We start from the raw sequence: 25,471 nt of genomic DNA on the forward strand, positions 1-25,471 counted from the left end.
GCGAAAAAATCCGGAGGGCGGCCTTTGGCAAAAGCCAAAGGCCGCCCCTCCTTTAATTTTCATTGGAAATGAGCAGCGCAATTAACGACGAAAATCAAAATCTTCCCGAACGACGCGCCGCAATACGCATCAGTTGCCAAACTCCTTTGGCATTTAAAGTCTGTAAGGAAGAGACGATCTCAAAGATCATGGAGGGCTACGCGCAGAATATCAGCAGCGACGGTTTGCGCTGTACTATTTCGCAGGAAGTTCCCGTGGGTTGCACCTTATGGCTCAAACTTGACACCGACGCGTTAAGCCTTTGTGAAGAATTGGATAAAAATGCCGTTATTTTACAGCACGGGATTTTAGGAAAAGTTGTCTGGCTGGATAAAGTCTCCGATGACCATTATGATATCGGGTTGCAATTTATTACACGAGAAGAACGAGAATAACACTTCCATGAAACAACAAAAATCTTTACAACAAATTGCGGTCCTGGGCGATGGAGGATGGGGAACAACCCTGGCGATCCACTTAGCCAAAAAAGGATACTCCGTTAAGCTTTGGGGAGCTTTTCCCACCTACGCAAAACAAGTTAGCGCGACTAGAGAAAATAAAAAATTTCTACCCGAAATAACGATTCCTCAAAGCGTTGCCATTACCGGCGATTTATCTTTCGCGCTTAGCGGCGCTTCGGTGATTGTCTTGGCGATCCCGTCTCAGTATACGCGCAGCATCGTTCAGCGATTAAGAAATTTCGATCTTTCAGGAAAGGCTCTGCTGAGCGTAACGAAAGGTATCGAGATCTCAACACTTAAACGTATTTCGCAGATCATCCATGAAGAATTAGGGGCTGTGAATTTGGCGGTCCTTTCAGGGCCAACCATCGCCAGAGAAGTTGCGCTGGGGATCCCGACAACAGCTGTCATCGCGTCAAAAAATATGGTCATCGCTAAAAAATTACAAAAGATATTTAATTCAAATTCGTTTCGGATCTATACGAACACCGATGTTGTCGGCACCGAACTTGGGGGAAGCGTTAAAAATGTCATCGCCATCGCTTGCGGCATTTGCGACGGATTAGGATTTGGAAGTAACGCGAAAGCGGCTATCTTAACGCGCGGCTTAGCGGAAATGGCGCGCCTAGGTATTGCTTTAGGCGCCCAAGCAAAAACATTTTCGGGATTAACGGGGTTAGGCGATCTGGCGACCACCTGTTTTAGCCCTGAAAGCCGCAACCGCCGTGTCGGCGAAAAGCTCGGGGAAGGAAAAACCATCAAGCAGATCCTCGCCTCGACCAATATGATCGCCGAAGGGATCAGCAATGCCAAAGCGGTTTTTCTTTTAAGCAAAAAAAATAAAATTGATATGCCCATCACATCTCAGGTTTATAGTATTATTTATCAGAAAAAAAATGTCCGAAAAGCTGTTACCGATTTAATGCAACGAACACTAAAGTCAGAATAAAAACTTAATTTTAAGGAGAGTTGTCGGAGCGTGGCGCAGCTTGGCTAGCGCACTTGTATGGGGTACAAGGGGTCGTGAGTTCAAATCTCACCGCTCCGACCATTAAATGTATGGAAAACTGGAATAATAAAGAACGTCGGCGCTATATCCGGATCACCAAGCATTTCATTATTTCTTACTTTGACCGCAATGATCCGGCAGTCAAACATGATGTCTCTCAAGTGCGCAATATCAGCCTAGGAGGGATCTGTTTTATTACATCCGTGCAATACGCGCCGTCCACAAAACTAGCCATTGAATTAAAGACACCCTATTTATCGGACACGGCGCATATGGAAGGAACGGTTCTGGAATCCAGCGAAAAGATCACCGGAATGATCTATGAAACACGGCTTGTCTTTAGCCCTTTAGCCCCTCAAGTCGAAATTATATTAAAACGCGTGATCGAGACATTTTTAAAGATGAAAGAGGAGAAAAACAGCAATGAATAAACTTAATGTGGGACTGATCGGATTTGGCGTTGTCGGATCCGGAGTCGTCAAATTCCTAACGGAACGAAAAAAATTCATCGCCCGAAAATTCGATACCGAATTTGTTATTAAGAAGATCTGTGACCGTAATATCCGCGCCATCAACCGCACAGGGTTAAGCAAGTCCACTGTTTTTACAACAGATTATAACAATGTCATCAATGACAGCGAAATTGATGTCGTCGTTGAGCTCATCGGAGGGCTTAAACCGGCCGAAGAGATCATGATGACATCATTACGCAACGGAAAACATGTCGTCACGGCCAACAAAGAACTTTTAGCGCATAAAGGCAAGGAACTTTTTACTGAAGGAAAAGAGCGCCACCGTGACATTTATTTTGAGGCTTCTGTCGGCGCCGGAATTCCCATTATCAAGTCCATCGCCGAAGGATTAGCCGGAAACAAATTTAACGGTGTTTACGGTATCATCAACGGAACTTCCAATTTCATCTTAAGTGAAATGACCAAGAATGAATGCACCTTTGACTATGCGCTAAAAGAAGCTCAGCAGCGCGGCTACGCGGAAAGTAATCCGACGCTGGATATCAGCGGGATGGATTCGGCGCACAAACTGGCCGTTTTGATCTTTTTGGCGTTCGGAAAATTTGTTGATATCAAAGATGTTTATACGGAAGGGATCTCGCATATCACCCATGCGGATATTGAATACGCGCAAAGTTTAAACTTGACCATTAAACTTTTAGCGATCGCAAAGAAATCAGACGACCGCCTGGAAGCGCGCGTCCATCCGACACTGATCCCCAAGAATCATCCTCTGGCATCCGTTAACGGCGTTTTTAACGCGCTTTTACTAGACACGTATCCAACCGGAGACGTTTTGCTTTATGGACAAGGCGCGGGACAAATGTCGGCCGCCGGAGGAGTCATCAGCGATCTGATCAACCTGGCGCTTCGGCATAAATTAAAATCAGCCGCAAGAATTGAAAGCTTGGTCAAAGAAAACCCAACTTTAAAATTAAAGAAAATGGATGATATCGAGGCGAAATTTTATATTCGGTTCATGGCGATCGACAAGCCGGGAATTTTATCTGTTATCAGCGGCATTTTAGGAAAACACGGTATCAGCATTGCCTCGGTGACCCAAAAAATACACAAACGTTCTTCGGCGGTTCCGGTTTTTATGCTCACACATCCGGCTAAAGAAAAAAAGATCCGCCTAGCCTTAGAAAAGATCAGCCGGCTGGCTATTGTTAGAAGCGACCCCGTTGCTATTCGAATGGAGAAATTTTAAATGGCTTGGCGCGGCATTATCGAACACTATAAAGAATTCTTACCCGTAACGGATAAAACTCCCGTTGTTTCGCTTAATGAAGGGAATACGCCGCTTATTTTGTCAAATTACCTGACAAAAAAGATCGGGCTCAATGTTTATCTTAAATACGAAGGATTAAATCCCACCGGATCATTTAAAGACCGCGGGATGACCATGGCGATCTCAAAAGCCCTGGAAGCCAATTCAACCGCCGTTATGTGCGCCTCCACCGGAAATACTTCGGCCTCAGCAGCCGCGTATGCCGCGCGTTGCGCTATGAAATGCATTGTCCTTATTCCCGACGGAAATATCGCTTTAGGAAAATTGGCGCAGGCCATGATCCACAATGCCCAAGTCATTGCGGTTAAGGGAAATTTTGATGATGCCCTTGAATTGGTTAAAGAGATAACGAATAAATATCCGATCTCGTTGGTTAATTCTTTAAATCCGTTTCGCATTGAGGGGCAGAAAACTGCCGCCTTTGAGATCTGTGATTTTTTGGAAGACGCTCCGGAATTCCACGCGATCCCTGTTGGAAACGCGGGGAACATCACCGCGTACTGGAAAGGGTATAAAGAATATAAAAATGCCGGTCGATCATCACGGCTTCCGGTGATGCTAGGATTTCAGGCCGCGCTTTCCGCGCCAATCGTCAAAAATAAGATCATCAAAGATCCTAAAACGATCGCAACCGCTATCAAGATAGGAAATCCGGCCAGCTGGAAATCCGCACTTGCCGCACGCGACGAATCAAAAGGGCTCATCAATGCTGTCACCGATAAAGAAATATTATCGGCGTATAAAATATTAGCGCAATATGACGGTGTTTTTGCCGAACCGGCCTCCGCGGCATCCGTTGCCGGAATTTTAAAACTGAACGCCGCAAATTATTTTCGCGATAAAAAAGGGCCGATCGTGTGTACTTTAACCGGACACGGGCTTAAAGATCCCAACATCGCTATTCAAAGCATCAAGAAACCTGTTTCGCTTAAAGTTGATCTTAAAACCATATTAAAATACATTGGTTACTAAACGCTCTTTAAAAAATAAAAAAGTCCTGGTGACGTGCGGGCCGACGTGGGTCGCGATCGACGATATGCGTGTTATCAGCAACCGATCCACCGGAACGCTGGGGCATTTGATCACCAAGGAACTCATTAAAGAAGGGGCTCTCGTAACACTTTTGCAAGGGCCGACGACTGATCCGGCTAACTGCAAACCAAAAAAAATCATTCCGTTTCTTTTTTTTGAGGAACTTAAGCGTCTATTAAGCCAAGAGTTAAAAAAAGGATATGATGTTGTCATCCACGCGGCAGCTGTTTCGGATTACAAACTTCGAAAAACCTATTCCGCGAAACTCAGCTCACATATTCCACGGTTAACGCTTAAGCTCACTCCAACTGAGAAGCTGATCGAACGGATCAAGAAAATATGCCCCCGGGCTTTCTTGGTCGGTTTTAAACTCGAATCAGACATAAGTAAGAACTTGCTTTTAACAAAAGCCGGACGCCTTTTTACAAATGCCGGTTGCGGCCTTGTCATCGCAAACACTTTTGACAAAAACGGTTATCGCAGTTATATTTTAGGCTCAAAGAAAAACGTTTTAGGGCAAGCAAAAACCAAAACGGTTACGGCAAGAAAAATCATTCAAACCTTAAAGAGATGTCTATGAAATATATCATTATAGTTCCCGATGGCATGGCAGATGAGCCCGTCACGGAATTAGGCGACAAAACACCTCTGCAAGTTGCTCATACGACCAATATGGATTATTTAGCTCAAAACGGTTTTGTCGGCTTAGTTCAAACAATTCCGGCTAAAATGCCGCCGGGATCCGACATCGGCAATTTGGCCATGCTCGGCTATAATCCCAAAAAACATTTTTCCGGACGGGCCGCGCTAGAAGCCGCCAATCTCAACATCACCCTCGCGAATGATGAGATCGTGTTTCGTTGCAATTTAGTTACTATTTCTAACGGTAAAATGGCCGACTACAGCGCCGGGCATATTTCTACCAAAGAAGCCGCGCCCATTATTGAAACGCTCAATAAAGAAATTGATATTCCGGGCGTTAAATTTTATGCCGGAAAAAGCTATCGGCATCTGGTCGTCATCAAAACAAATAAAAAGGAACTCTTAGCCAAAATTAAATGCGCTCCGCCGCACGATATTTCGGGGCAGGATATCAAGCGCTATTTGCCGGGCGGACGCCAAGCCGAAATCCTTTTGCGGCTCATGGAACATTCGAAGAAAATTTTGGAAAATCATTCCATCAATCAAGTACGCCTTGACCTCAAGGAAAATCCGGCGAACATGATCTGGCTTTGGGGGCAAGGAACCCGGCCGCATTTGCCGTCATTTGAAGAGCGATTCGGCATTAAGGGATCAGTGATCTCTGCCGTCGATCTCGTCAACGGCATAGGGAAGCTGACCGGCCTTGACGTTATTACCGTTCCCGGCGCAACCGGATACTATGACACCAATTACGCCGGAAAAGCGCAGGCCGCTTTAGATTCGCTCAAGAAAAAAGATTTTGTTTTTGTCCATATTGAAGCGCCCGATGAAGCCGGACACAACGGTGATTTTAAAATGAAGACGGCGTGCATTGAACGCATTGATCGAGAGATCGTCGGGCCGATCTTAAATCATTTTGACAAACACAGCGATTTCCGTATTCTGATCGCGCCGGATCATCCCACACCGGTTAAGAAACGCACGCACACAAGCGATCCGGTTTGTTTTGTGATGTACGGCAAAGGTATCATTAACGATAGTGCTCAAGAATACAACGAAATAACCGCGCAACAAAAAGGATTAAAATTCCAAAGTGGGGAAGCGCTCATCGAATATTTTATCAAGGGTTAACAACACCAAAAACAAAGGGCAAGAAAAGATGGAAAAGAAATTAGTTGTGCAAAAATACGGCGGGTCTTCGGTCGCCGATATCGACAGGATTAAAATAGTCGCTCAGCGTATCGCGTCCTATAAAAATCCTCATCAAAATGTTGTTGTTGTTGTCTCCGCGATGGGAGACACAACTGACGAATTAGAGGACTACGCGTTTAAGATCACCAAGAATCCTCCGGAACGAGAAATGGACATGCTCATGTCAACGGGAGAGCAGATCTCTTCCTCACTTTTAGCGATGGCGATCCGAACACTAGGCCACGACGCCATTTCGTTTACCGGGGGACAGGTCGGAATTAAAACCGATAGATCGCATACCCGAGCACGAATTTTAAGGATTGACACGCGAAGAATTAAAAAAGCTCTTTTGGAAAATAAGATCGTTATCGTCGCGGGATTTCAGGGCGTCACTCACGACGACGATATCACAACTTTAGGGCGCGGCGGATCAGACTTAACGGCTGTTGCCTTAGCGCAAGCGCTGGGCGCGAATGTTTGCGAGATCTATACCGATGTGACTGGAATTTTCACGACAGACCCGCGCATTGTTCCAAAGGCAAAGAAGATTCCGGTCATTACTTTCGAAGAAATGTTGGAAATGGCGGCCTTGGGCGCGCAAGTCATGCAAGCCCGTTCTATTGAAGTCGCCAAGAAATATAATATCCCATTACACGTACGTTCAAGTTTTGCCAAGGAGGAAGGAACCATGATCGTGAAAGGAAATGAGAAATTAGAAAGTGTTTCAGTGCGCGCCATTACCAGCAATAAATCAGAGGCCAAAATTACCATTTGCGACGTTCCGGATAAACCAGGCGTTGCAGCACGTATTTTTACCGAAATTTCTAAAAAAGGCGTTAATGTCGATATGATCGTGCAAAATGTCAGCCGCACGCGCCATACCGATATTTCGTTCACAGTACCCAAAACCGAGATCAATAAAGCGCTTACAACGGTGCGGCATATCAATAAAACCATCGGTTTTGGAAATATCACCTACGATAAAGACATCGCGCGCATTTCTATTGTCGGATCGGGTATGCGTTCGCACCCCGGAATTGCCGCGAAGATGTTCAAATCATTAGCCGATAATAAAATAAATATTGAAATGATCTCAACATCAGAAATTAGCGTTTCCTGTATCATCGAAAGAAAATTTGCCAACAAAGCTGTTAAGGAACTACACAAAAGTTTTAAATTAGAAAAGGTATAGAAAGGACCGCTTCATGCCTCACATTGTTATTTACGATACCACCTTACGCGATGGCGCCCAAACTGAGGGAGTTTCGTTCTCCGTCAACGACAAAGTGAAGATCACGGAAAAATTGGACGAACTCGGGATTCATTACATTGAAGGCGGCTGGCCGGGCTCTAATCCGAAAGATAAAGAGTTTTTTGCGTTAATGAAGAAACACAAGCTCAAGAATTCTGTTCTGGCGGCCTTCGGCTCGACCCGGCGCGCTCAAACAACACCCGCGGAAGATAAAAACCTTCAAGAGCTCATCAAATCCGAAACAAAAACGATCACCATCTTCGGAAAAAGCTGGGACTTGCATGTCACCGACGTTTTGCGGACAACTTTGGATGAAAATTTAAAGATGATCTTTGATTCGGTGGAATTCCTCAAGAAAAAAAAGAGGGAAGTCTTTTATGACGCCGAACATTTCTTTGATGCTTATAAGCGCAATCCCGAATATGCCTTAAAAACAATTCTGGCCGCGCAATCTGCCGGCGCCGATTGCATTATTCTTTGCGACACCAACGGCGGAAGCCTACCCGAGGAAGTCCGCCGTATCGTCTCGGAAGTAAAACCAAAACTTAGCGTCCAGCTAGGAATTCATACGCATAATGACTTATCCGTATCGGTTGCCAATTCCATTGCCGCTGTTCAAGCCGGCTGCACGCAAGTTCAAGGAACACTCAACGGTTTAGGAGAACGCTGCGGAAACGCGGATCTTTCTTCCATCATCGGGATCTTAAATACAAAAATGAAGATGAAGTCAATCCCCGACGATAAACTTAAGCTCTTGACCGAAACGTGTTACTTCGTAAGCGAAATGAGCAATCAAAAACTCCCCGATAATCATGCTTTCACGGGGCATTCGGCATTTGCCCACAAAGGCGGCGTTCATATTGATGCCGTCAACAAAACGCCCATAGCCTACGAGCACATTGATCCGCAGTCAGTGGGAAATCATCGCCGGTTTTTAACATCCGAGCTGGCAGGAAAAATTCCCATCGTTTTAAAAGCGCAGGAATTAAATTTAAAGCTGGATAAAAAATCTCCGCAAGCCAAGAAACTTTTAAAATCTCTTCAGGAAAAAGAGCATGGAGGTTATCAATTTGAAGCGGCCGACGCTTCGTTTGAATTATTCATGAAGCGCGAGCTTAAAAAATATCCGTCTTTCTTTAAATTGGAAGCGTTTAAAGTCACCGTGGAAAAACGCCACGACGGAAAAGTTTTCGCCGAAGCATCTATCCGATTAAATGTCAAAGGCCACGATGAATTCAGCGCCGCCGACGGACACGGGCCGGTAGACGCCTTAGACAAGGCTTTACGTAAAGCTTTAAATAAATTTTATCCGCATTTAAATCAAATGCATTTATCGGATTTTAAAGTGCGTGTTTTAGATACAAAGGCCGGCACCGCCGCCAAAGTTCGGGTTTTGATCGAATCGCAGGACGATAAAGATTCCTGGACCACCGTCGGTGTTCACGAGAATATCATTGAGGCTAGCTGGGAAGCGTTGATGGATTCTGTAGAATATAAATTATTAAAAGACCAGAAGAAATCTTAACTGAAATTTCCAAATGGCCTCATTAACATGATCGAATTATCCACGCGTTATGATCCCAAAGAAACAGAAGATAGGCTGCGCGCCTACTGGGAAAAGAATAATTTATTCCACGCTAGGCCCAATCCCGATAAAAAGCCATTTACCATCGTCATCCCGCCGCCCAATGTCACCGGCATTTTGCATATGGGCCACGCGCTCAATAATACTTTGCAAGATATCCTCATTCGCTATAAGCGCATGAAAGGATTTGAAGCGCTTTGGATGCCCGGCACCGATCACGCCGGCATTGCCACCCAGAACGTCGTCGAAAAACAGATAGCCAAAGAAGGAAAACGCCGTCAAGATCTAGGCCGAGAAGAATTCCTTAAGAAACTTTGGGAGTGGAAACAGCAATACGGCGATACCATCATTCATCAGCTTAAAAAACTCGGAGCTTCCTGTGACTGGGAGCGTACGCGTTTTACCATGGATGATGAATACAGCAAATCCGTACGCCATGTATTCGTTGAACTTTATAAAAAAGATTTAATTTACCGCGGACAATATATCATCAACTGGTGCCCGCGCTGCCAAACAGCCCTTTCCGACGAAGAAGCCCAACACAAAGAAACACAAGGATCGCTTTACCATATTCGCTATCCCTTCAAAGACAGTCCTGACGAATACGTCACGGTCGCTACAACCCGTCCAGAAACCATGCTCGGCGACACCGCCGTTGCCGTTAATCCCAAAGACAAGCGATATAAAAAATGGATCGGGAAGATCCTTATTTTGCCTTTGATGAATCGTGAAATAAAAATCATTGCCGACGATCTTGTTGATAAAAAATTCGGCACCGGCGCAGTGAAAGTCACTCCCGCCCATGACCCGAACGATTTCATTATGGGACAAAAGCACAAATTAGAATTTATCAATATTATGCACGCGGATGCCCGGCTTAACAATAATGCCGGACAATTTAGCGGTTTAGATCGATTTAAAGCAAGGGAAGCCGTCATTGAAGCCCTTAAAGAAAAAAATCTTTTAGAGAAAATTGAACCGCACCAGCATGCCGTCGGGCATTGCTACCGCTGTCATACGGTTGTTGAGCCATATCTTTCCAAGCAATGGTTCGTCAAAATGAAACCACTGGCCAAACCGGCTATTGAAGCGGTCAAAAAAGGGAAGATCAAGTTTTATCCCAGCCGCTGGACCAAGGTTTATCTTAATTGGATGACGGAAATCCGCGATTGGTGCATTTCACGGCAGATCTGGTGGGGACATCGTATTCCGGTTTGGTATTGTCAAGATTGCCCGGAAGATAAAAATATTATTGTTTCTGAAAATACGCCGCAATCTTGCCCGAAATGCCGATCAACGAACCTCATCCAGGACGAGGATGTTTTAGATACTTGGTTTTCATCATGGCTTTGGCCTTTTGCTACTTTCGATTGGCCCAAGAAAAATGAAGACCTCAAATACTTCTACCCAACATCCACTTTATTGACCGCTCCGGAAATTATATTCTTTTGGGTAGCGCGAATGATCATGGCCGGAATAGAATTTATGGGAGATATTCCATTTTCTAAAGTTTATCTGCACGGAACCGTGCGCGATGCCAAGGGGCAAAAAATGTCAAAATCCCTCGGCAACGCCATTGATCCCCTGGAAATCATTAATGAATACGGAACCGACGCGCTGCGTTTTAGCCTTATCGTCAATGCCGGGCAAGACCTCTACATTTCCAAAGAAAAATTTGAAATCGGACGAAATTTCGCCAATAAGATCTGGAATGCTACGCGTTTGATTTTGATGAATATTCCTGATTCCAGACAAAGCAGCAGCACCGCCCAAACTTTCAACATCAAAGACCTTGATCTTCCGTCCCGATGGATTTTAGTTCAACTCGACATCACAATCAAAGGAGTTGAAAAAGCGCTTGAGAATTACCGATTCTCCGAAGCAGAAAGCCTCATCTATGATTTCTTTTGGAAAAACTTCTGCGATTGGTATTTGGAAATCTCCAAAGAAAAACTTAACGACAAAACCACGCGATCAGTTGCTTTGTTCGTCCTTGAGCGATCTTTAAAAATTATTCACCCCTTTATGCCTTTTGTGACCGAAGAGATCTGGCAGAAAATAAAAGGCAGTGAGCAATCGCTGGTCATCAGTTCTTGGCCAAAAATCGATAAAGATCTTGTCGATAAAAAAGGCGCGAATTCCATGCAGGTGTTGATCGATCTCATCACGGCCATTCGCACCAGCCGCGCGCAATGGAACATCGATCAAGCCTCAAAAACAGATTGTACTTTAGTTGCTTTAGATTCAAAAACCCGCAACCTCTTTAAAGAAAATTCTTCCGTGGTCAAAACACTGGGCAAAATAGAAAATCTTTCCATTGAAGAAGATTTTCAGCGGTCAAAAAATACCGCCGCTGGAATTGTCGAGCAAATAAAGTTTTTTATCCCACTTTCCGGAATTATTGATATTGAAAAAGAAAAAGCCAGAATCCAAAAGCAAGTCACAGAACAAGAAGCCGCTTTAAAAAATCTTTCCGCGCGCCTCAATAACAAGGAATTCACTCAAAAAGCCCCCGCAGAAGTCGTGGCAAAAGAAAAAGAGCGCTCCGCAATCCTTCAAAAGCAAGTGATCACGCTCAAAAAAGCTCTCGCCGAATCCGCCTAACCTCTTTAAATGCTAAGGCTTAAATAGTTCAATCTCCGCTTGAAAATATGTTATACTTTAACTAAGATAATTAAAGGCAAACTGTTCGAAAGAACGGGGCATCTCGCGCAACAAGCGAGATCTTCATCGTGAGGATGAGGGCAAAGCCACAGGTCTAAAACCTGAAATTAAGGGAACGACAGCTGGGTTGCATTATCTTAAACCGAAACATAAAAATATTCGGATCTTAAGAACGCATCCATCCTGTCGACAATTGGCAGGATTTTTTATTTTAAAGAAAATGAAATTACCAAAACTAAATAAACGCGGTTTAAGCTTGGCAGAGCTTCTGGTAGCAGTTTTTATTCTGGCCATCGGCGTTTTGAGCGCTGTTATGTTTTTCGCGAATGCCATTGCATCAACCGAATTCGCTAACAATATTACCATCGCAACATCGCACGCGGAGCATATCCTAGAAGAAATGAGAACGCGCAGTTCTTTGTCAAACATTACATCAACAAACTGGAGCACCTGGGGACAGGACGACGGGATGATAACTTTGCCAAGTGAGACGATCAGTGTCACCTATACTAATCCCTTGGCTAACCCCCTGGAAGCCGCAGTAGCTATTGGCTGGACAAAAAGCGGACGAACGAGCAATGTTACTATGACAACACGGATAACGAAATGAAATTACGAAATATTCATGCTCTAACATTAGTTGAGGTTATGGTCACCACGGGAATTCTCGCGGTAATCATCATTGCTTTACAAACAGTTTTTACGACGGGAAATATGTCCTGGCAGACATTTGAAGGAAAGGTAACAGCCCAAAGGCAGGCAAGATTAGCGCTTATGGCAATGTCTCAGGAATTACGCGAAGCAAGCAATATTTCCCGAACAGAAACCGCAAGCAGTGTGTCATTTACATTTTCGCGTGAAGGTGTCGGAACGGTTGTTTACAGTTGGACAACAACCGGAAATGACGCAGGAAAACTTTTAAGAACAGCGGATGGGACAACACGGACATTGGCATCGGATATTTCGACTCTTTCGATTCTTCCGATACCCGATGTTGCAGACCCAACGACTATTACGATAAATTTAACGGCAACAAAACAGATGTCGAACGGACAAATAAGTAGTGTTGCTTTAAAAGAGAAGATCGCTTTACGCTAGTTAAAAAAGGCGGTGACTATGTTTACAAAATTAAAAAGCAATAAGGGAGTAGCCCTCATTACGGCCTATATCGTCATTGCTTCACTGATCACGCTATCGGCCGGATTCGCGCTTTCGTCTGTCACCGAGCTTAACAATGCAAAGCGCTACAATAACTCAACAAAAGCTTTTTGGCTTGCCGAATCCGCAGTCAACGAATTTATCCATAACACAGATATGCTTGGCGCTGGCAGCACAACAACCTTAACCATCGGAGGATATCCGGTCGTTTTAACAAAAGACGATTCAAATCCAAACCGGCGCCTGGTGACAGCTACCGCAACTATTGGCAGCAGCCAACGAAGCATTCAAATTGAATTTCCGGCATTGCCGCCGAATATCTTTAACCACACCATTGCCTCAGGTGGAAATTTTACCGCTGTCGGCGCAAGCTGGCGTTATTCAAACCTTAACGTCCATGACGAGACGAGACTCCACGGAACATTTCAAAACAGCGCTTTTCACCTTAACGCAAACTTCGAGGATAAACTGGAGAACCAGCTAGTCGCTAATACAAAATTAACTTATCCGGACATGAACGGCAATAGCGTTCCGGATGAATTTGCCGATTTTGTTGAGTATAACCGGGATATCGCCGCTTCTTATCCGACGAGCGAAGTCATCTATGTTACTCCGGCAAACGGAGAAACTGTTGTTGTCTATCCACATGCCGAAGTAGAGGACGAGCCGGTAACGGGCAAGAAAATCCTTTACGTAGAAGGCAGCGCTCCAGGGCAAGGAGATGTTGAAATATGGTTTGACGCAAACGGCTGGAACGATAATGAAGACCTCACAATTATTTCCACCGGAACCGTTAGCTACGTGGAGCCCCTTGACGGCGTTGCCAATAACTCGCATCTTAATGTAATTGCTTGGGAAAATTATAATCAAGGCTCTATTTTGGTCGCCCGACATTCCGGATCCCTTTACTCGCATGGAACAGCTAATTTTACCGAAATTCTTTCTTCCTCAGAAACAGAAGGAAATCTTATTGCCAACAACGGGATCAGTTTTACAGAATGGCTCCAAACAACAAAAGATTTTCAATACGTGAGCCCCATTGTTAACGGTGAAGTGCCCGCGGGCTTTGAAGGTTTGGTCGGAGGGGCAGCCCCAGGATATTCATCAACCCCTAATTCTTGGAAAGAAATATAAACTCTTATGATTAAGAAAGTTATTTTATTTACGGTGGCCGGCCTTTTCTTTGTCCTGACCATCAATTTTTTTCTTTCCCGCATGCTCGAATCTCACCTAGACAAGCCGGTCAGCGTCAAGAATCGTGACGCGTCAAAACCAAACAATGAGGAGCCCGTTAAAGTAAAATCTCAAAAAAGAAAACTTGTTCCTGTTGACCCGAAAAAATACGGCTTTGAAGTCCGTTCAAAAGAGAATGCTCCTCGAACACAATTAGAATGGGACATACAGGTTGAGAAAATTACCGAAAAATCTGGATTGCTCAAAAATAAAAAAATCAAAGACGCTATCAAAGAATCCCCATCAACCATAGAGCAATATCAAAAGAATGTCGATGCTTTTGATGAAAGGATCAAATATTACGAAGAGCTCAAGCACAGCAATCCGAGCGATCAACAAGCCGAAGAAATGTTGCAGAACTTATACCGTCTGAAATCCGTGTCAAAAGTGTTAGAAAAGGACATTTCCTCTTCCGTCACCGCACCGTAAGAAATCTGATAGTAATAACTTTCTCAGCAAAAAAATATAAGTTATTTCAGAGCTGCTTATGTTTCCGGCTAAAGAGAATTGTCTTGAAACAGCCCCTTCGCGATATTATAATCAAACATCTATGAAGAATAAAAATCTGGGCTTTTACGTCGACAACTTAATATCTCTGGCATTAAGAGAAGATGCCGGTCGAAATGATTTAACCACCAATGCCTTGATCCCAAGAAATCAGGTCTCAAAAGCCTATATCGTCGTTAAAGAAAAATCTATTATTTTCGGGCTGAACATTGCCAAGAAAATATTCAGGAAACTTGATCCCCACATGCAAATTCACGTGCCACATAAAGACGGAACGCTTGTTTCTCCAGGAAAAAGAATTCTTTTCTTAAAAGGAAGGACCCGCGCGATCTTAACGGGGGAACGAGCTGCGCTGAATTTTCTAGCTCATCTATCTGCCATCGCGACAAAAACACATTCTTTTGTTGTCAAAGTTCGGCCGTTTAAAGTCCAGATCATGGACACTCGAAAAACAACACCCGGGTTAAGAACGCTAGAGAAAGAAGCCGTGCGGTGTGGTGGTGGCATCAATCATCGTATTGGTTTATCTGACCTTATTCTTATCAAGGACAATCATATTGCCGCATGCCACAGGCAAAGAAAATCCATCCAAGAGATCATGCGCCAAATTAAGGCTAAAACTCGTAAACCTATTGAAATTGAAGTTCAGAACTTATCACAATTTAACGAAGCCCTTAAGGCAAAACCAGATATAATATTGCTGGATAATATGAGCCTGCGGGCCATGAAGCAAGCCATTGCTTCAATAAAGAAACTTCCTAAAAAAAATCGGCCGCAGGTCGAGGCATCAGGGAACATAGACTTAGACAATGTTCGCTCAGTCGCAAAAATCGGTGTTGAGCGCATTTCGATCGGCGCGCTCACGCACACAAAGAAATCAATTGATATGTCACTGGAGCTGATTTAGGCTATGAGAAATAAAGTCATTTTCACTTTGTGCTGTTTTTTATTCCTTTCTTCTGGCGTAAAAACATCTTTCGCTCAAGAGACCGAGCAATATACGCTTTTTGACGACAAAAGTCTCCTAGAAGGCTACGCCAAGAAAAATGAGCAAAAATCAAAAGAGATCCTTTTGGCGATGATCAAAGACGATAGCCTTTCTCCCTACGAATGCGCTGCCGCCGTGCGTGTATTAAAAAATACTTTCTCTCAGGAAATTTTTGGCGCCGAAAAGAAATCCGTCGAAAAAACCCTAATCTACCGGCTCAACCATACTGACTCTAGCTTTGTTCAAGTGGAGATCATGCATACGCTCTGTCTGATGGATCGCTACCAATACTTTAACTCCATGGTCCCTTTACTTATTCAGTCCTTAGACCACTATAATAAAGTCGTTAACGAAATAGCCTATAACAGCCTTGATCACTTAATTAAAACGGGGCATAGCCGTCCGCGTGAAGCCAGAATTGTTTTCAATACGCTACGGAAAATATTCTTCCTATCTCGAAAGAAATTAAAAGACCTTAAAGAGCCCGGAACAAAATTAAAACAAAAACTAGAATTATTGCGCTGGTCAGTAAAGATCCTCGGGAACCAGGAATTAAGAAAACTTCCGCCTGAGATCATTAATTTTCTCTAAAAGGAGAGAGCCATGAACACAACGAATCAGACAGAATCTAATGACGAGTTGATCGCAGAGCGAAGAAAATTTGTCCGCTTGAATGTCAATGTTGACATCAACTATACGGTGGTTTCCAGCTCGGGAGGTTCTCAAAAAGGGCGATCACGCAATATCGGAGCAGGGGGAATATGCCTCTTGATCAACACGGAAGTTCATGCCGGGGACCTTGTAAAGCTCGACATTTCGCTTCCCGATGACCCTCCCACAATTTCTGCGAACGGCCGGATTGCTTGGGTCAAACCCTTCACGGTCGCCAGCGAAAAAAATAAACGTTACGACGCCGGCATTGAGTTTACGGATATCAGCGATGATGACCGAAAAAAAATCAATAAATACGTATTTAGCCTGAAACTCGGCTAATTTTTCTTTAGATCTTATTGTGAAAATCGCAAAATCAACATGGGCCATCTTTATTGCTGCCGCAATTGCCTGCGGCGCTTGCTGGTTCTCATTTAGTTATCCGCAATTTTCATCCGCTAATTTTTCTGTCAATCGAAGCCAGGCTCTTGCCATTGCAAAAAACTACTTATCGGAAAATTATTCGCTTGAGGCATCAAATTATAAAACCGCGGTTATTTTCTATGTCGATACGGACGCCGACCGCTACTTGCAAAAATCTCTGGGCTTTAAAGAAGAACAAAAATTCATCTCCGAGCATCAATTCGATCTTTTCTTATGGGCGGTCCGATTCTTTAAAGAAAATGAAAAAGAAGAATTCCGCTTTGCCGTAAGCGCTGCTACCGGTGAGATCGCTTCCTTTACCCGATTCATCAGCGACACCGAATACCGTGATCCAACAACAGAAGAAACGGCAAAGAAACGCGCTATCCAATTCCTAAAAGAAAAATTCAATTTCGAAGAAGGTAATTATACCGTTCATCAAAGCCGGGAGCAAAAATACGACCATCGCACCGATTATGGTTTTTCCTGGGAGAAAAATGATGTTTACGTTCCCTGGGGCAAAGAACCTGGCTTAGGCGGAGCAAAGCTTCTGATCGGCGCAACTATCTCCGGAAACGAAGTTCTTTCTTTTACAAAAAACCAACTAGAAATTCCGGAAAAATTTTCCCGTCATATTAAGCGACAGCAGCACACCGGAGAAAATCTCTCCGTTCTTTTTACAATTTTTTATATTGCGCTTCTAACCGCCTCAACATTTTTGGTCGTTCTCCGGCGTAACCACGCCGCGCTTTCCACCACAAAGAATTTCTTTATCGCATCAGCTGTTATTCTCTTTTTTCTATCACTTTTTGACTTTCTCAACAATCTTCAGGCCTTACTTTTTCAATACCAAACAACGGCATCATTGTCATCTTACTTCTGGCAATATAGCTTTGGTTTCTTGGTAAAAATATTCTTCATTGCCATTGCTATTTTAATGCCGGGGCTAGCCGGAGAATCTCTGCGCCACGAGATCTATCCTAAAAAAATTCAGGGATCTTTTTCCCATTATCTTTTGTCAACCTTTTGGTCGCGATCAGTTTTTTCTCTGATCATTCTGGGATATTTAGCCGCCATCATTATGGCCGGCATCCAGTCTTCGGCTTTTCATTTGGGACAAAAATACCTTGGCGTGTGGATCGAGCGAACATGGCTAACGCAACTCTCAACCGCCTACTGGCCTTTCTTTTCAGCTTTAGCGATCGCGTTTCGGGCAAGCATTGTGGAAGAAATAACATTCCGAATATTTGCCATTCATTGGATCAAAAAAATTACGGGGAATATTTTCTTAGCGGTCATTCTCGCATCAACGATTTGGGGGTTTGGACACACGCTTTATCCGGTTTTTCCCATGTGGTTTCGGGGAATAGAAGTAGCTCTCATGGGATTGTTTCTATCTTATGTTTATTTGAACTTCGGCATTATTCCCGTGCTTGTCGCTCACTATGTTTTTGATGTCTTCTGGGGATCTGCGGATTTTCTTCTGGGAAAGTCGCAGCCGGTTGATTTTTATTCTTCACTTGCCATTCTGGCACTGCCACTTCTCCTTGGCATTGCGGCACTTATCCTTAATAAAGAAGAACGAGAACGAGCTATTGTATGGCGGCTCAACAAACATCAGCTTTATAATCTCGGGGTTTTGAAAACCTTTCTAGAAAATAACTCTACACCAAAACCATCTGAAGAAATTCGCCAAGAACTCATTACTCATGGATGGGATGCCGTAGTCATTGAAAAAGCTTTGGAAAGCGTTAAAAAATAGGGTAAGACAAATATCTAGTAAAATTTTACTATTTTTCTTGCAAAGATGGGTTCGTCTGTTATAATTCTCACGTTAATAAAGCCGTAAATCATCGTAACCCATTGGGAAAGGATAAATAAGGATGCTGTTAAATCCTTTGGAATTTCATAAACCCGCAACACTACAAGCCGCTGTTAAGCTCTATTCTGAACTTCCGGACGCGCGACTTTTGGCAGGGGGGACGTTTCTCCTTAACAGCTTAAAAACTATGAAGAGAAGGGGGAACAAAACTCCTTCTCATGTCATTAGCCTAAAGCACATTCCCGATCTGCACGGCATTGCCGTTAAAGATGAGAAGCTTTTTATCGGCTCAGCGGTCGTCATCAATGACCTTTTTGCCTCATCCTTGCTTACCGACAATTTCGCCCTTTTAAGAATTGTTTGCCGCAATATTTCTACCAATCCGATCAGAAATATGGCAACAGTCGGAGGAAATCTTACCAGCCGCTATACATGGACAGAGCTTGGCGCAGCGCTGATCGCCCTGAAAGCTGATATGCATTTTGTCGGGCCAGACTTAAAGGAAGAGGTGCTTTCGGTGGAAGATTTCTTCGCCAATAATGCGCGCACAAATAAAATTCTTCGCGCAATTTCGATCATTAAAGATAAAAAGATCAAATCTAGCTATCAACGCGTAAAGAAGCTATCCGATGTGGACGTGCCGCTTTTGGCGGTTTGCGTAACAGCTCAATTTTCCGGAAATCATTTTAAAGACACGCGCGTCGTCATCAATAGCGGAACAGCTTTCGCTAAAAGAGACCTTGTTTTGGAAAAATTCTTAAACGAATCCTCTGCTCACAAAAATTTAGCACAAGAAGCGCTCGATCATTTAGACACGCCCATTTACGATACGCGCAGTGATGATTACAAAAAAGCCATGTTTCGCGTCGGTATAAAAAACGCGATCAATGAATTAATTTCCGGGAGGGAAAAATGACCACTCTCATGATCAATAAAACAAAATACGAAGTCGAACTAAAAGGGCACGAGACACTTCTTGAGGTTTTACGCGATAAGCTAGGCTTAACCGGAACAAAGACCAGTTGTATGGAATCGGAGTGCGGGGCCTGCGTCGTTAACATTGACAAAAAAGCTATTCTCTCTTGCATTACGCTTGCCAAAGATGTGGAAGAAAAAGAAGTGACAACCATCGAAGGTTTAAGCGACGGAGAAACCCTTCATCCTGCACAACAGGCATTTTTAGATAAAGGGGCGGCACAGTGTGGTTTTTGTATTCCCGGCATGATCATGTCGTCCAATGCGCTTTTAGAAAAGACTCACACGCCAACCCAAGAAGAAATGGAATATGCTTTAGACGGCAATATCTGCCGCTGCACCGGCTATATCAAGATCTTTGAAGCTGTTCGCGAGGCCGGGCAAGTCATGAAAAAGAAAGGGCATTAAAGGCGCTTATGAGTACCGCCATTAACAAAGAATATATCAATCCCGTCGGAAAAAGTGTTCCCAAGATCGACGGAAAAGGCATTGTGACCGGGCAGATCAAATATGTCTTTGATGTTTCATTTCCCAATATGCTCGTCGGAAAGATGATCCGCAGCCCCCATCCGCATGCGCGCATTATCAGCATCGATACATCAAAGGCCGAAAAACTTCCCGGCGTTAAAGCGATCGTTACCGCCAAAGATACGCACGGAATTAAATTTGGGTCCAACGAATATTTCTTCCCGCACACAGTTGATCAACAGGCTTTAGAAGGCGACAAAGTCCGCTATATCGGCGATGAAATAGGAGCAGTTGCCGCCATCGACGAGGAAACAGCCGAAAAAGCGATCAGCCTTATTGATGTTCAATACGAAGTTCTACCGGCTGTTTTTGATATGGTGGAAGCTATGAAACCCGGAGCACCGCAAATTCACACCGCCATGAATAACATTGCGGTTATTTTGCCGGTCAATTTCGGGAATGTAGAACGCGCCTTAAAAGAATCTGATTATGTCCGCGAAGATGTTTTCTATTCTCAGGCGGCCGCACATTGCGCTATGGAACCTCATGTTTGCGTCGGGCAATTTGAAAACTTCTCAAATAAAATTACATTATGGTCATCCAGTCAAGCACCGTTTAAATGCCGCGAAGCTTTAGCCAAATGCCTTAAAATGGATCTTAACGATGTTCGCGTCATCAAGCTTGCCGTCGGGGGTGGATTCGGCGGAAAATTAGAAATGCTTCCGATGGATTTTGCGTCATGTTTACTGTCAAAAAAATGCGGCGGCTTGCCGGTCAAGATCACCTATACACGCGAAGAAGAATTTGCATTTTCTAGGCGAAAACACGGCATGCTTTATAAATTAAAATCCGGCGTTAAAAAAGACGGGACACTTATGGCCATTTCCGGAGAAGTCATTGCCGACGGCGGCGCTTACTGTAGTTACGGCCCAACCGTCATGGCAGCCGCTATTATGCGCACCTTCATGGTCTATAAAATAAAGAATTTTCGCATTAACGGTTATCGTGTTTATACCAACAATCCCATCAGCGGCGCTATCCGAGGTTTTGGCGGTGTTCAATCTGGATTTTCCATCGAATCTCATATGGATCTGTTAGCCGAAGGCATTGGCATGGATCCGGTTGAATTCCGGCTAAAAAATATCACCGAACCAAACATGGTTACGGTCAATAAAATGTATTTAACGTCAAACGGCCTTCGCGAGTGCATTGAAAAAGCTATCGTCGCGGCAGATTGGAAAGGCAAACGCGGAAAACAAAAACACCTTTGCCGCGGCATCGGTATCGGTATTGCCGCCGATGTCATGGGTTCCAAGATGTATAAATCACACGAATCTGCCGGATCTATTCTGAAGGTCGAAGAAGACGGATCGGTTTATTTATTTACCGGAGCCGCCGACACCGGACAAGGATCTAATACCGCGCTTTCACAAATTGCGGCGCAAGAACTTGGCGTCAGCTATAGCCGCATCCGCTGCAAGTCCGGCGATACAGAGATCACTCCGTTTGATACCGGAAGCTTTGCCAGCCGCGTTACTTTTATTTCCGGCAACGCCACAAAGCGGGCCGCAACCGATGCCAAGAAACAAATCTTGACCATTATTGCCGAAGAGCTTAAAACAAACATCGAAGATCTGGATATTCAAGCCGAACAAGTTATCAATAAAAAAGATAATAAAGCCTTAATGACATTTGACAAAGCCCTCGAGCTTTGCTATTCATTTAATTATGGCCGGCAAATTATCGGGCGGGGGAGCTATAACCCCAAAACAACTCCCGTTGATTTTAGGACCGGGGAAGGGAATGTTTCCGGAAGTTACGGATTTGAGGCTCAAATTGCCGAAGTTGAAGTCAACAAAGAAACCGGAGAAGTTAAGATATTAAAAATGTGGGATGCTCACGATATCGGCAAGGCCATTAATCCGCAATCGGTGGAAGGACAAATTGAAGGCTCTATCGCCATGGGGATCGGTTATACATTTTACGAAGATCTGAAATTTAAAAATGGCAGAGTAGTTAATCCGAATTTTGCCAATTATCGTCTACCTAAATCGATCGGAACAGTTCCAATTGAAACGATTATGATCGAAACTAATGACCCGGAAGGCCCATTTGGCGCCAAGGGAATGGGCGAAGCATCACTTCTTCCGACGTCGGCGGCTATCGCTAACGCCATTCATGATGCCGTCGGAATACGCATGAAAGAATTACCGATCACGCCGGATAAAGTCTTAAAGGCTTTAAAAGAAAAAGAATTAGCTGAAAAGAAATAATAACCGCTATCACAATTTAGGAAACGAAAGGAATTAGAAAATGAAACGCGCACTCTTGGTCGTCTTCGCCGCACTTTTCCTCTCATCATGCAGTTTATACGTCATCGATTCCAACGAAACATCCCTTGAATACTACTCCCCAAAATCATCCGCCAACGACGTCGCCTATCTGGAAACCGTCGATAAACCGCACGAAATGATCGGAATTGTTACGGTTAACGTCGAGCGTACACAGAGCGAGAATGATACCGCAAAAACAGAGATCATTAACAAGCTCAAACAAGAAGCAGCGACTATGGGCGGCGATGCTATTACCAACATCCAGACAAACGCCGGCACCGGCGCATGGGCCAAGGCAAAACCAAAGAAACTTTTTGGAAATGCCAATATCCGCACAAATTTCACGGCTGATGTTGTCGTGTTCAAATAAAATATTATTCTAAGATTTAATTAAAGCGATGCTTCGATTTTCTGAAGCTCTTCGGGCGTATTAAAACTAAGCAAAATACCCGGATCATGGACAGCGGTTAGAAAAGTTTCGCTGGTAAACTGGTGCTGAAGAGTGTTTAATCCTGCGGAGTCATCCAGGGTAAGAAAATCCGCCTTTAACCGTGAGTGGAATATCGGCGGATGACCTTTTTTCCCGTTATAAGTTGGAATTAATATGGCGGGTTTTTCTTTATGAAATTGATCGATAAGAAAATTTACAGTTTCAATTTTAACGACAGGAAGATCAACAGGGAAAAGCATGATCCCTTGAGCATGGGGTGATGTAGTCCTAAGACCAGTTTTAAACGAAGATGTTTGCCCTAATTTGTAATCTTTATTGTAGACAACTTTAATCTTCCCGTGTTCTAATAGGTGGGGCTTTATTTGATCAGCATCGTGTCCAAGAACAATGATAGCTTCATCAACAGCCGAATCAATCAAGAGCCGCTGCAAACGGCCGATGACCGTTTCGTGTGAAAATGTCGCAAGGGCTTTGGGTGACCCAAACCGAGCGCTAAAGCCGGCTGAGAGTAAAACGCAGGAAATCATGAGGAGATTATAATTTTCTCTACCGGGATTGTCAAATCGCATCCCAAGGCCTCTTGTTAAGACTTAAGAAATTGATAAAAAATCAACCACGCTAAATTTTGACAACATCGCAAAGGAGTAAAATTCCTTGTTAACTTTCTATTTTCTAATTGTGATCATCGGACTTGCGGCTGCTGTATGGCTTTTCTTTTCTGAAACCCAGCAACAAAACAAGAAAAATAGCCCCAGTCTTTTAGACCGACTCGAGCTTAACACAAGCAAAACACCAACCCTTGACGATGCACCGGCTTTAAAACCAGTTCTCGCAGATCCTGACCTCGAGCTAATTCAAGAACCATTCATGGCCAAATCTCCTGCTGTTGAAATAAAAAATCCGGAAAGTTCAAGCTTGGCAGAAATCGCACTTAAGGAGACCGAGATCCTGGAATTAACATCAAAATACGAGCGCCTTGAGTCCCTGTTCAAAGAAAAAGGCGAAGAGCTCGACAAAAAAGAAAAAGCTCTTCTTATAGAAATTAAAACGCGAAAAGATTTCAACAAGGTCAAAGATATTTTAGAAAAAGAGATCAAGGACATTAAAGAAGATAGTCATAAACTCGAACTTGAATTGGGAGCTTCCCGGGCCGAAACGGAAGGTTTTAAAAAACGCATCACGCAACTTGAAGAAAAGATTAAGCAAAAAGAAGATGATATCAAATCAAAGGAACAAAAAATCGATGAGCTAAGCAAGCTTTTCGCGAATGCCATTAAAAAAGACGCCATTAACGCATCCGCAAGCCATGGCGTAAAAGTCGAGATAAAAGAAACTGTCTCTGATGCCGCGCCAGCAGCAGCACCAGTCGCAACACCAGTTGTAGAGCCAGCGGCTATTGAAGAAAGTACGAAAGAAGAGACTGATAAACCTAACGACACCGCTTTAGATAATTCTGCCGTCAAACAACAACCTCAGCCACCCCAAGAAGAAGCTCCAAAAAATGGATGAATTTTTACTGCAAAAGATCTTAGTCGCCGCAAAAAAAGGCCAAAGCTTTGCTTTTGCGACCATTGTTGAGTCAACCCTAAAAGGCACTCCGCGAAAAACCGGAGCTAAAATGGCTGTTCTGGAAGATGGGTCTTTGTACGGAACCATCGGTGGCGGTCGAAACGAACAAAACGCGAAATTTGAATGCCTTGATTCCATTAAAACTAAAAAATCAAAACTTGTCACCTATAACTACTTTGGGCAAGAAGGCCAATCAATTTGCGGAGGCCGAATCAAGGTCTTTATTGAGCCATTTATAGGCAAAAAACACCTCATCATTTGCGGAGCCGGTCACATTGCTTTGCCTTTGTCAGCCATGGCCAAGATGCTTAATTTTAAGGTCACCATTATCGATGACCGCAAGGAATTTGCCCAAAAAAGCCGTTTTCCGCATGTCGACAGCATTGTTCTGGGGTCTCATTCAAAAAAACTTGCCGAAATACCCATAACCTCAGAAACTTATATTATGATCGTAACTCAAGGCAATGAATATGACTTTGAGTGCCTTAAAATAGCCATAAAAACCAAGGCTTCCTACATTGGGGTGATTTCCAGCAAGGTAAAACGGATCAAGTTCTTTAAGCGGCTACGGCAGGGGGGAGTTTCAGAGAAAACGCTCAGCCAAATTCACGCTCCAGCCGGCTTGGATATTGGCGCCCAAACCCCGGAAGAAATCGCCATTTCTATCATTTCCGAGATCATTGCCAAGCAATCCGGAGCCATTAAGGGAGCTCTAAAATTCAACCAAAAATAGCAAAAAATCATAATTTTTACCCCCTTAGAAAGGAGTCAAAATGACTAAAGATGAAGTCATTGATCTTATACGCGATGCCGGTTTTGGCTTTCTGGCTACAGTAGATGGAAGCCAGCCTAAAGTCCGACCCATGATGCCTTATTTGACCGAAGATGGTATGCTGCTTCTGGCCTTACTTGGACACTCCAGAACGGTCGCTCAGGTCAAAAAAAACCCCCTAGTTGAAATTTGTTTTGTTGACCGAAAGATGGCATTTTGTCGCATTGCCGGAACAGCCAAGATCAGTGAAAATCCAGAAAACAAGGAAACTGTTTGGAACAATATCCCAATGTTGCGGCAGTATTTTTCAAGTCCGCAGGACAGTAATTTTGTATTATTGGAAATAGGCATAAATTCAGCTGAGGCCATGACTCCGCAGCAAAAGACCCCAGATATCGTTAATCTAAAATAAACCTCTTGGGAGCCGTTTTAAGGGCCTAAAA

26 protein-coding genes, 1 tRNA gene and 1 riboswitch are annotated in these 25,471 nt (G+C 43.8%); of the genes, 26 read left to right on the forward strand and 1 reads right to left on the reverse strand.

The genetic code is table 11. The features are described 5' to 3' along the window. The first annotated feature begins 68 nt into the window (after positions 1–68). From WC676_06675 to WC676_06785, 23 genes are all read left to right on the forward strand, one after another. Positions 69–434, forward strand: coding sequence for a PilZ domain-containing protein (locus tag WC676_06675; protein MFA5060293.1), 366 nt, complete (start codon positions 69–71; stop codon positions 432–434). Positions 435–441: 7 nt separating this feature from the next. Next, a complete protein-coding gene (locus tag WC676_06680; protein ID MFA5060294.1) occupies positions 442–1,449 on the forward strand; it encodes an NAD(P)H-dependent glycerol-3-phosphate dehydrogenase in 1,008 nt (335 codons plus the stop codon). A gap of 24 nt (positions 1,450–1,473) precedes the next feature. Beyond that, a tRNA-Pro gene (locus WC676_06685) sits at positions 1,474–1,551 on the forward strand. After that, positions 1,524–1,940 carry a PilZ domain-containing protein gene (locus WC676_06690; protein ID MFA5060295.1) on the forward strand — a complete coding sequence of 139 codons (417 nt, stop codon included), beginning with the start codon at positions 1,524–1,526 and terminating at the stop codon, positions 1,938–1,940. The genes WC676_06685 and WC676_06690 overlap by 28 nt, the downstream gene beginning before the upstream one ends. Further along, positions 1,933–3,231 carry a homoserine dehydrogenase gene (locus WC676_06695; GenBank protein ID MFA5060296.1) on the forward strand — a complete coding sequence of 433 codons (1,299 nt, stop codon included), beginning with the start codon at positions 1,933–1,935 and terminating at the stop codon, positions 3,229–3,231. Before WC676_06690 ends, WC676_06695 begins: the two co-directional genes overlap by 8 nt. Next, a complete protein-coding gene (gene thrC, locus WC676_06700) occupies positions 3,232–4,284 on the forward strand; it encodes a threonine synthase (protein ID MFA5060297.1) in 1,053 nt (350 codons plus the stop codon). Continuing rightward, the gene (locus WC676_06705) at positions 4,274–4,924 is read left to right on the forward strand and encodes a phosphopantothenoylcysteine decarboxylase (protein ID MFA5060298.1); all 651 of its coding nucleotides are present in this window, start codon (positions 4,274–4,276) and stop codon (positions 4,922–4,924) included. The genes thrC and WC676_06705 overlap by 11 nt, the downstream gene beginning before the upstream one ends. Continuing rightward, positions 4,921–6,117 carry a cofactor-independent phosphoglycerate mutase gene (locus tag WC676_06710; GenBank protein ID MFA5060299.1) on the forward strand — a complete coding sequence of 399 codons (1,197 nt, stop codon included), beginning with the start codon at positions 4,921–4,923 and terminating at the stop codon, positions 6,115–6,117. The genes WC676_06705 and WC676_06710 overlap by 4 nt, the downstream gene beginning before the upstream one ends. A gap of 28 nt (positions 6,118–6,145) precedes the next feature. After that, positions 6,146–7,369, forward strand: a complete 1,224-nt coding sequence (locus tag WC676_06715; GenBank protein ID MFA5060300.1) for an aspartate kinase — start codon at positions 6,146–6,148, stop codon at positions 7,367–7,369. A gap of 13 nt (positions 7,370–7,382) precedes the next feature. Then, positions 7,383–8,954, forward strand: a complete 1,572-nt coding sequence (gene cimA / locus WC676_06720; GenBank protein MFA5060301.1) for a citramalate synthase — start codon at positions 7,383–7,385, stop codon at positions 8,952–8,954. 27 nt (positions 8,955–8,981) lie between these two features. After that, positions 8,982–11,618, forward strand: coding sequence for a valine--tRNA ligase (locus tag WC676_06725; protein ID MFA5060302.1), 2,637 nt, complete (start codon positions 8,982–8,984; stop codon positions 11,616–11,618). A gap of 65 nt (positions 11,619–11,683) precedes the next feature. Then, positions 11,684–11,813: riboswitch (cyclic di-GMP riboswitch) on the forward strand. Between the two features lie 85 nt (positions 11,814–11,898). After that, positions 11,899–12,288: a prepilin-type N-terminal cleavage/methylation domain-containing protein gene (locus tag WC676_06730; protein ID MFA5060303.1), complete on the forward strand. Its 390-nt coding sequence runs from the start codon at positions 11,899–11,901 to the stop codon at positions 12,286–12,288. Then, positions 12,285–12,776, forward strand: coding sequence for a hypothetical protein (locus WC676_06735; GenBank protein MFA5060304.1), 492 nt, complete (start codon positions 12,285–12,287; stop codon positions 12,774–12,776). Before WC676_06730 ends, WC676_06735 begins: the two co-directional genes overlap by 4 nt. Positions 12,777–12,794: 18 nt before the next feature. Next, positions 12,795–13,970 (forward strand): hypothetical protein, encoded by a 1,176-nt coding sequence (locus WC676_06740; GenBank protein ID MFA5060305.1) that lies wholly within the window; start codon positions 12,795–12,797, stop codon positions 13,968–13,970. A gap of 6 nt (positions 13,971–13,976) precedes the next feature. Beyond that, positions 13,977–14,498 carry a hypothetical protein gene (locus WC676_06745; protein MFA5060306.1) on the forward strand — a complete coding sequence of 174 codons (522 nt, stop codon included), beginning with the start codon at positions 13,977–13,979 and terminating at the stop codon, positions 14,496–14,498. Between the two features lie 121 nt (positions 14,499–14,619). After that, on the forward strand, positions 14,620–15,483 hold the full coding sequence (gene nadC, locus WC676_06750) for a carboxylating nicotinate-nucleotide diphosphorylase (GenBank protein ID MFA5060307.1): 864 nt from the start codon (positions 14,620–14,622) through the stop codon (positions 15,481–15,483). Between the two features lie 3 nt (positions 15,484–15,486). Continuing rightward, positions 15,487–16,155: a hypothetical protein gene (locus tag WC676_06755; protein ID MFA5060308.1), complete on the forward strand. Its 669-nt coding sequence runs from the start codon at positions 15,487–15,489 to the stop codon at positions 16,153–16,155. A 12-nt stretch (positions 16,156–16,167) separates the two neighbouring features. Continuing rightward, entirely contained in the window at positions 16,168–16,557 is a 390-nt protein-coding gene (locus WC676_06760) for a PilZ domain-containing protein (protein ID MFA5060309.1), read from the forward strand. A gap of 19 nt (positions 16,558–16,576) precedes the next feature. Next, a complete protein-coding gene (locus WC676_06765; GenBank protein ID MFA5060310.1) occupies positions 16,577–18,400 on the forward strand; it encodes a type II CAAX endopeptidase family protein in 1,824 nt (607 codons plus the stop codon). Positions 18,401–18,521: 121 nt separating this feature from the next. Beyond that, positions 18,522–19,376, forward strand: a complete 855-nt coding sequence (locus tag WC676_06770) for an FAD binding domain-containing protein (protein ID MFA5060311.1) — start codon at positions 18,522–18,524, stop codon at positions 19,374–19,376. After that, complete coding sequence (locus WC676_06775) at positions 19,373–19,843, forward strand: (2Fe-2S)-binding protein (GenBank protein ID MFA5060312.1); 471 nt, start codon at positions 19,373–19,375, stop codon at positions 19,841–19,843. The genes WC676_06770 and WC676_06775 overlap by 4 nt, the downstream gene beginning before the upstream one ends. Positions 19,844–19,851: 8 nt before the next feature. After that, entirely contained in the window at positions 19,852–22,176 is a 2,325-nt protein-coding gene (locus WC676_06780) for a molybdopterin cofactor-binding domain-containing protein (protein ID MFA5060313.1), read from the forward strand. Positions 22,177–22,216: 40 nt separating this feature from the next. After that, positions 22,217–22,606 carry a hypothetical protein gene (locus WC676_06785; GenBank protein ID MFA5060314.1) on the forward strand — a complete coding sequence of 130 codons (390 nt, stop codon included), beginning with the start codon at positions 22,217–22,219 and terminating at the stop codon, positions 22,604–22,606. 20 nt (positions 22,607–22,626) lie between these two features. Here WC676_06785 and WC676_06790 read toward each other — a convergent pair whose 3' ends face one another. Beyond that, positions 22,627–23,214 (reverse strand): nucleotidyltransferase family protein, encoded by a 588-nt coding sequence (locus tag WC676_06790; protein MFA5060315.1) that lies wholly within the window; start codon positions 23,212–23,214, stop codon positions 22,627–22,629. Positions 23,215–23,341: 127 nt separating this feature from the next. Here WC676_06790 and WC676_06795 point away from each other — a divergent pair, with 127 nt between their 5' ends. Genes WC676_06795 through WC676_06805 form a run of 3 tightly spaced genes read left to right on the forward strand, consistent with a single transcriptional unit; the run spans position 23,342 to position 25,440 of the window. Then, positions 23,342–24,196, forward strand: coding sequence for a hypothetical protein (locus WC676_06795; protein ID MFA5060316.1), 855 nt, complete (start codon positions 23,342–23,344; stop codon positions 24,194–24,196). Continuing rightward, positions 24,189–24,989: an XdhC/CoxI family protein gene (locus WC676_06800; protein MFA5060317.1), complete on the forward strand. Its 801-nt coding sequence runs from the start codon at positions 24,189–24,191 to the stop codon at positions 24,987–24,989. Before WC676_06795 ends, WC676_06800 begins: the two co-directional genes overlap by 8 nt. Positions 24,990–25,029: 40 nt before the next feature. Continuing rightward, positions 25,030–25,440, forward strand: a complete 411-nt coding sequence (locus tag WC676_06805; protein ID MFA5060318.1) for a pyridoxamine 5'-phosphate oxidase family protein — start codon at positions 25,030–25,032, stop codon at positions 25,438–25,440. Positions 25,441–25,471: the final 31 nt, after the last annotated feature.

This window comes from Candidatus Omnitrophota bacterium (assembly GCA_041649175.1).
Taxonomy (GTDB): domain Bacteria; phylum Omnitrophota; class Gorgyraeia; order Zapsychrales; family JBAZNR01; genus JBAZNR01.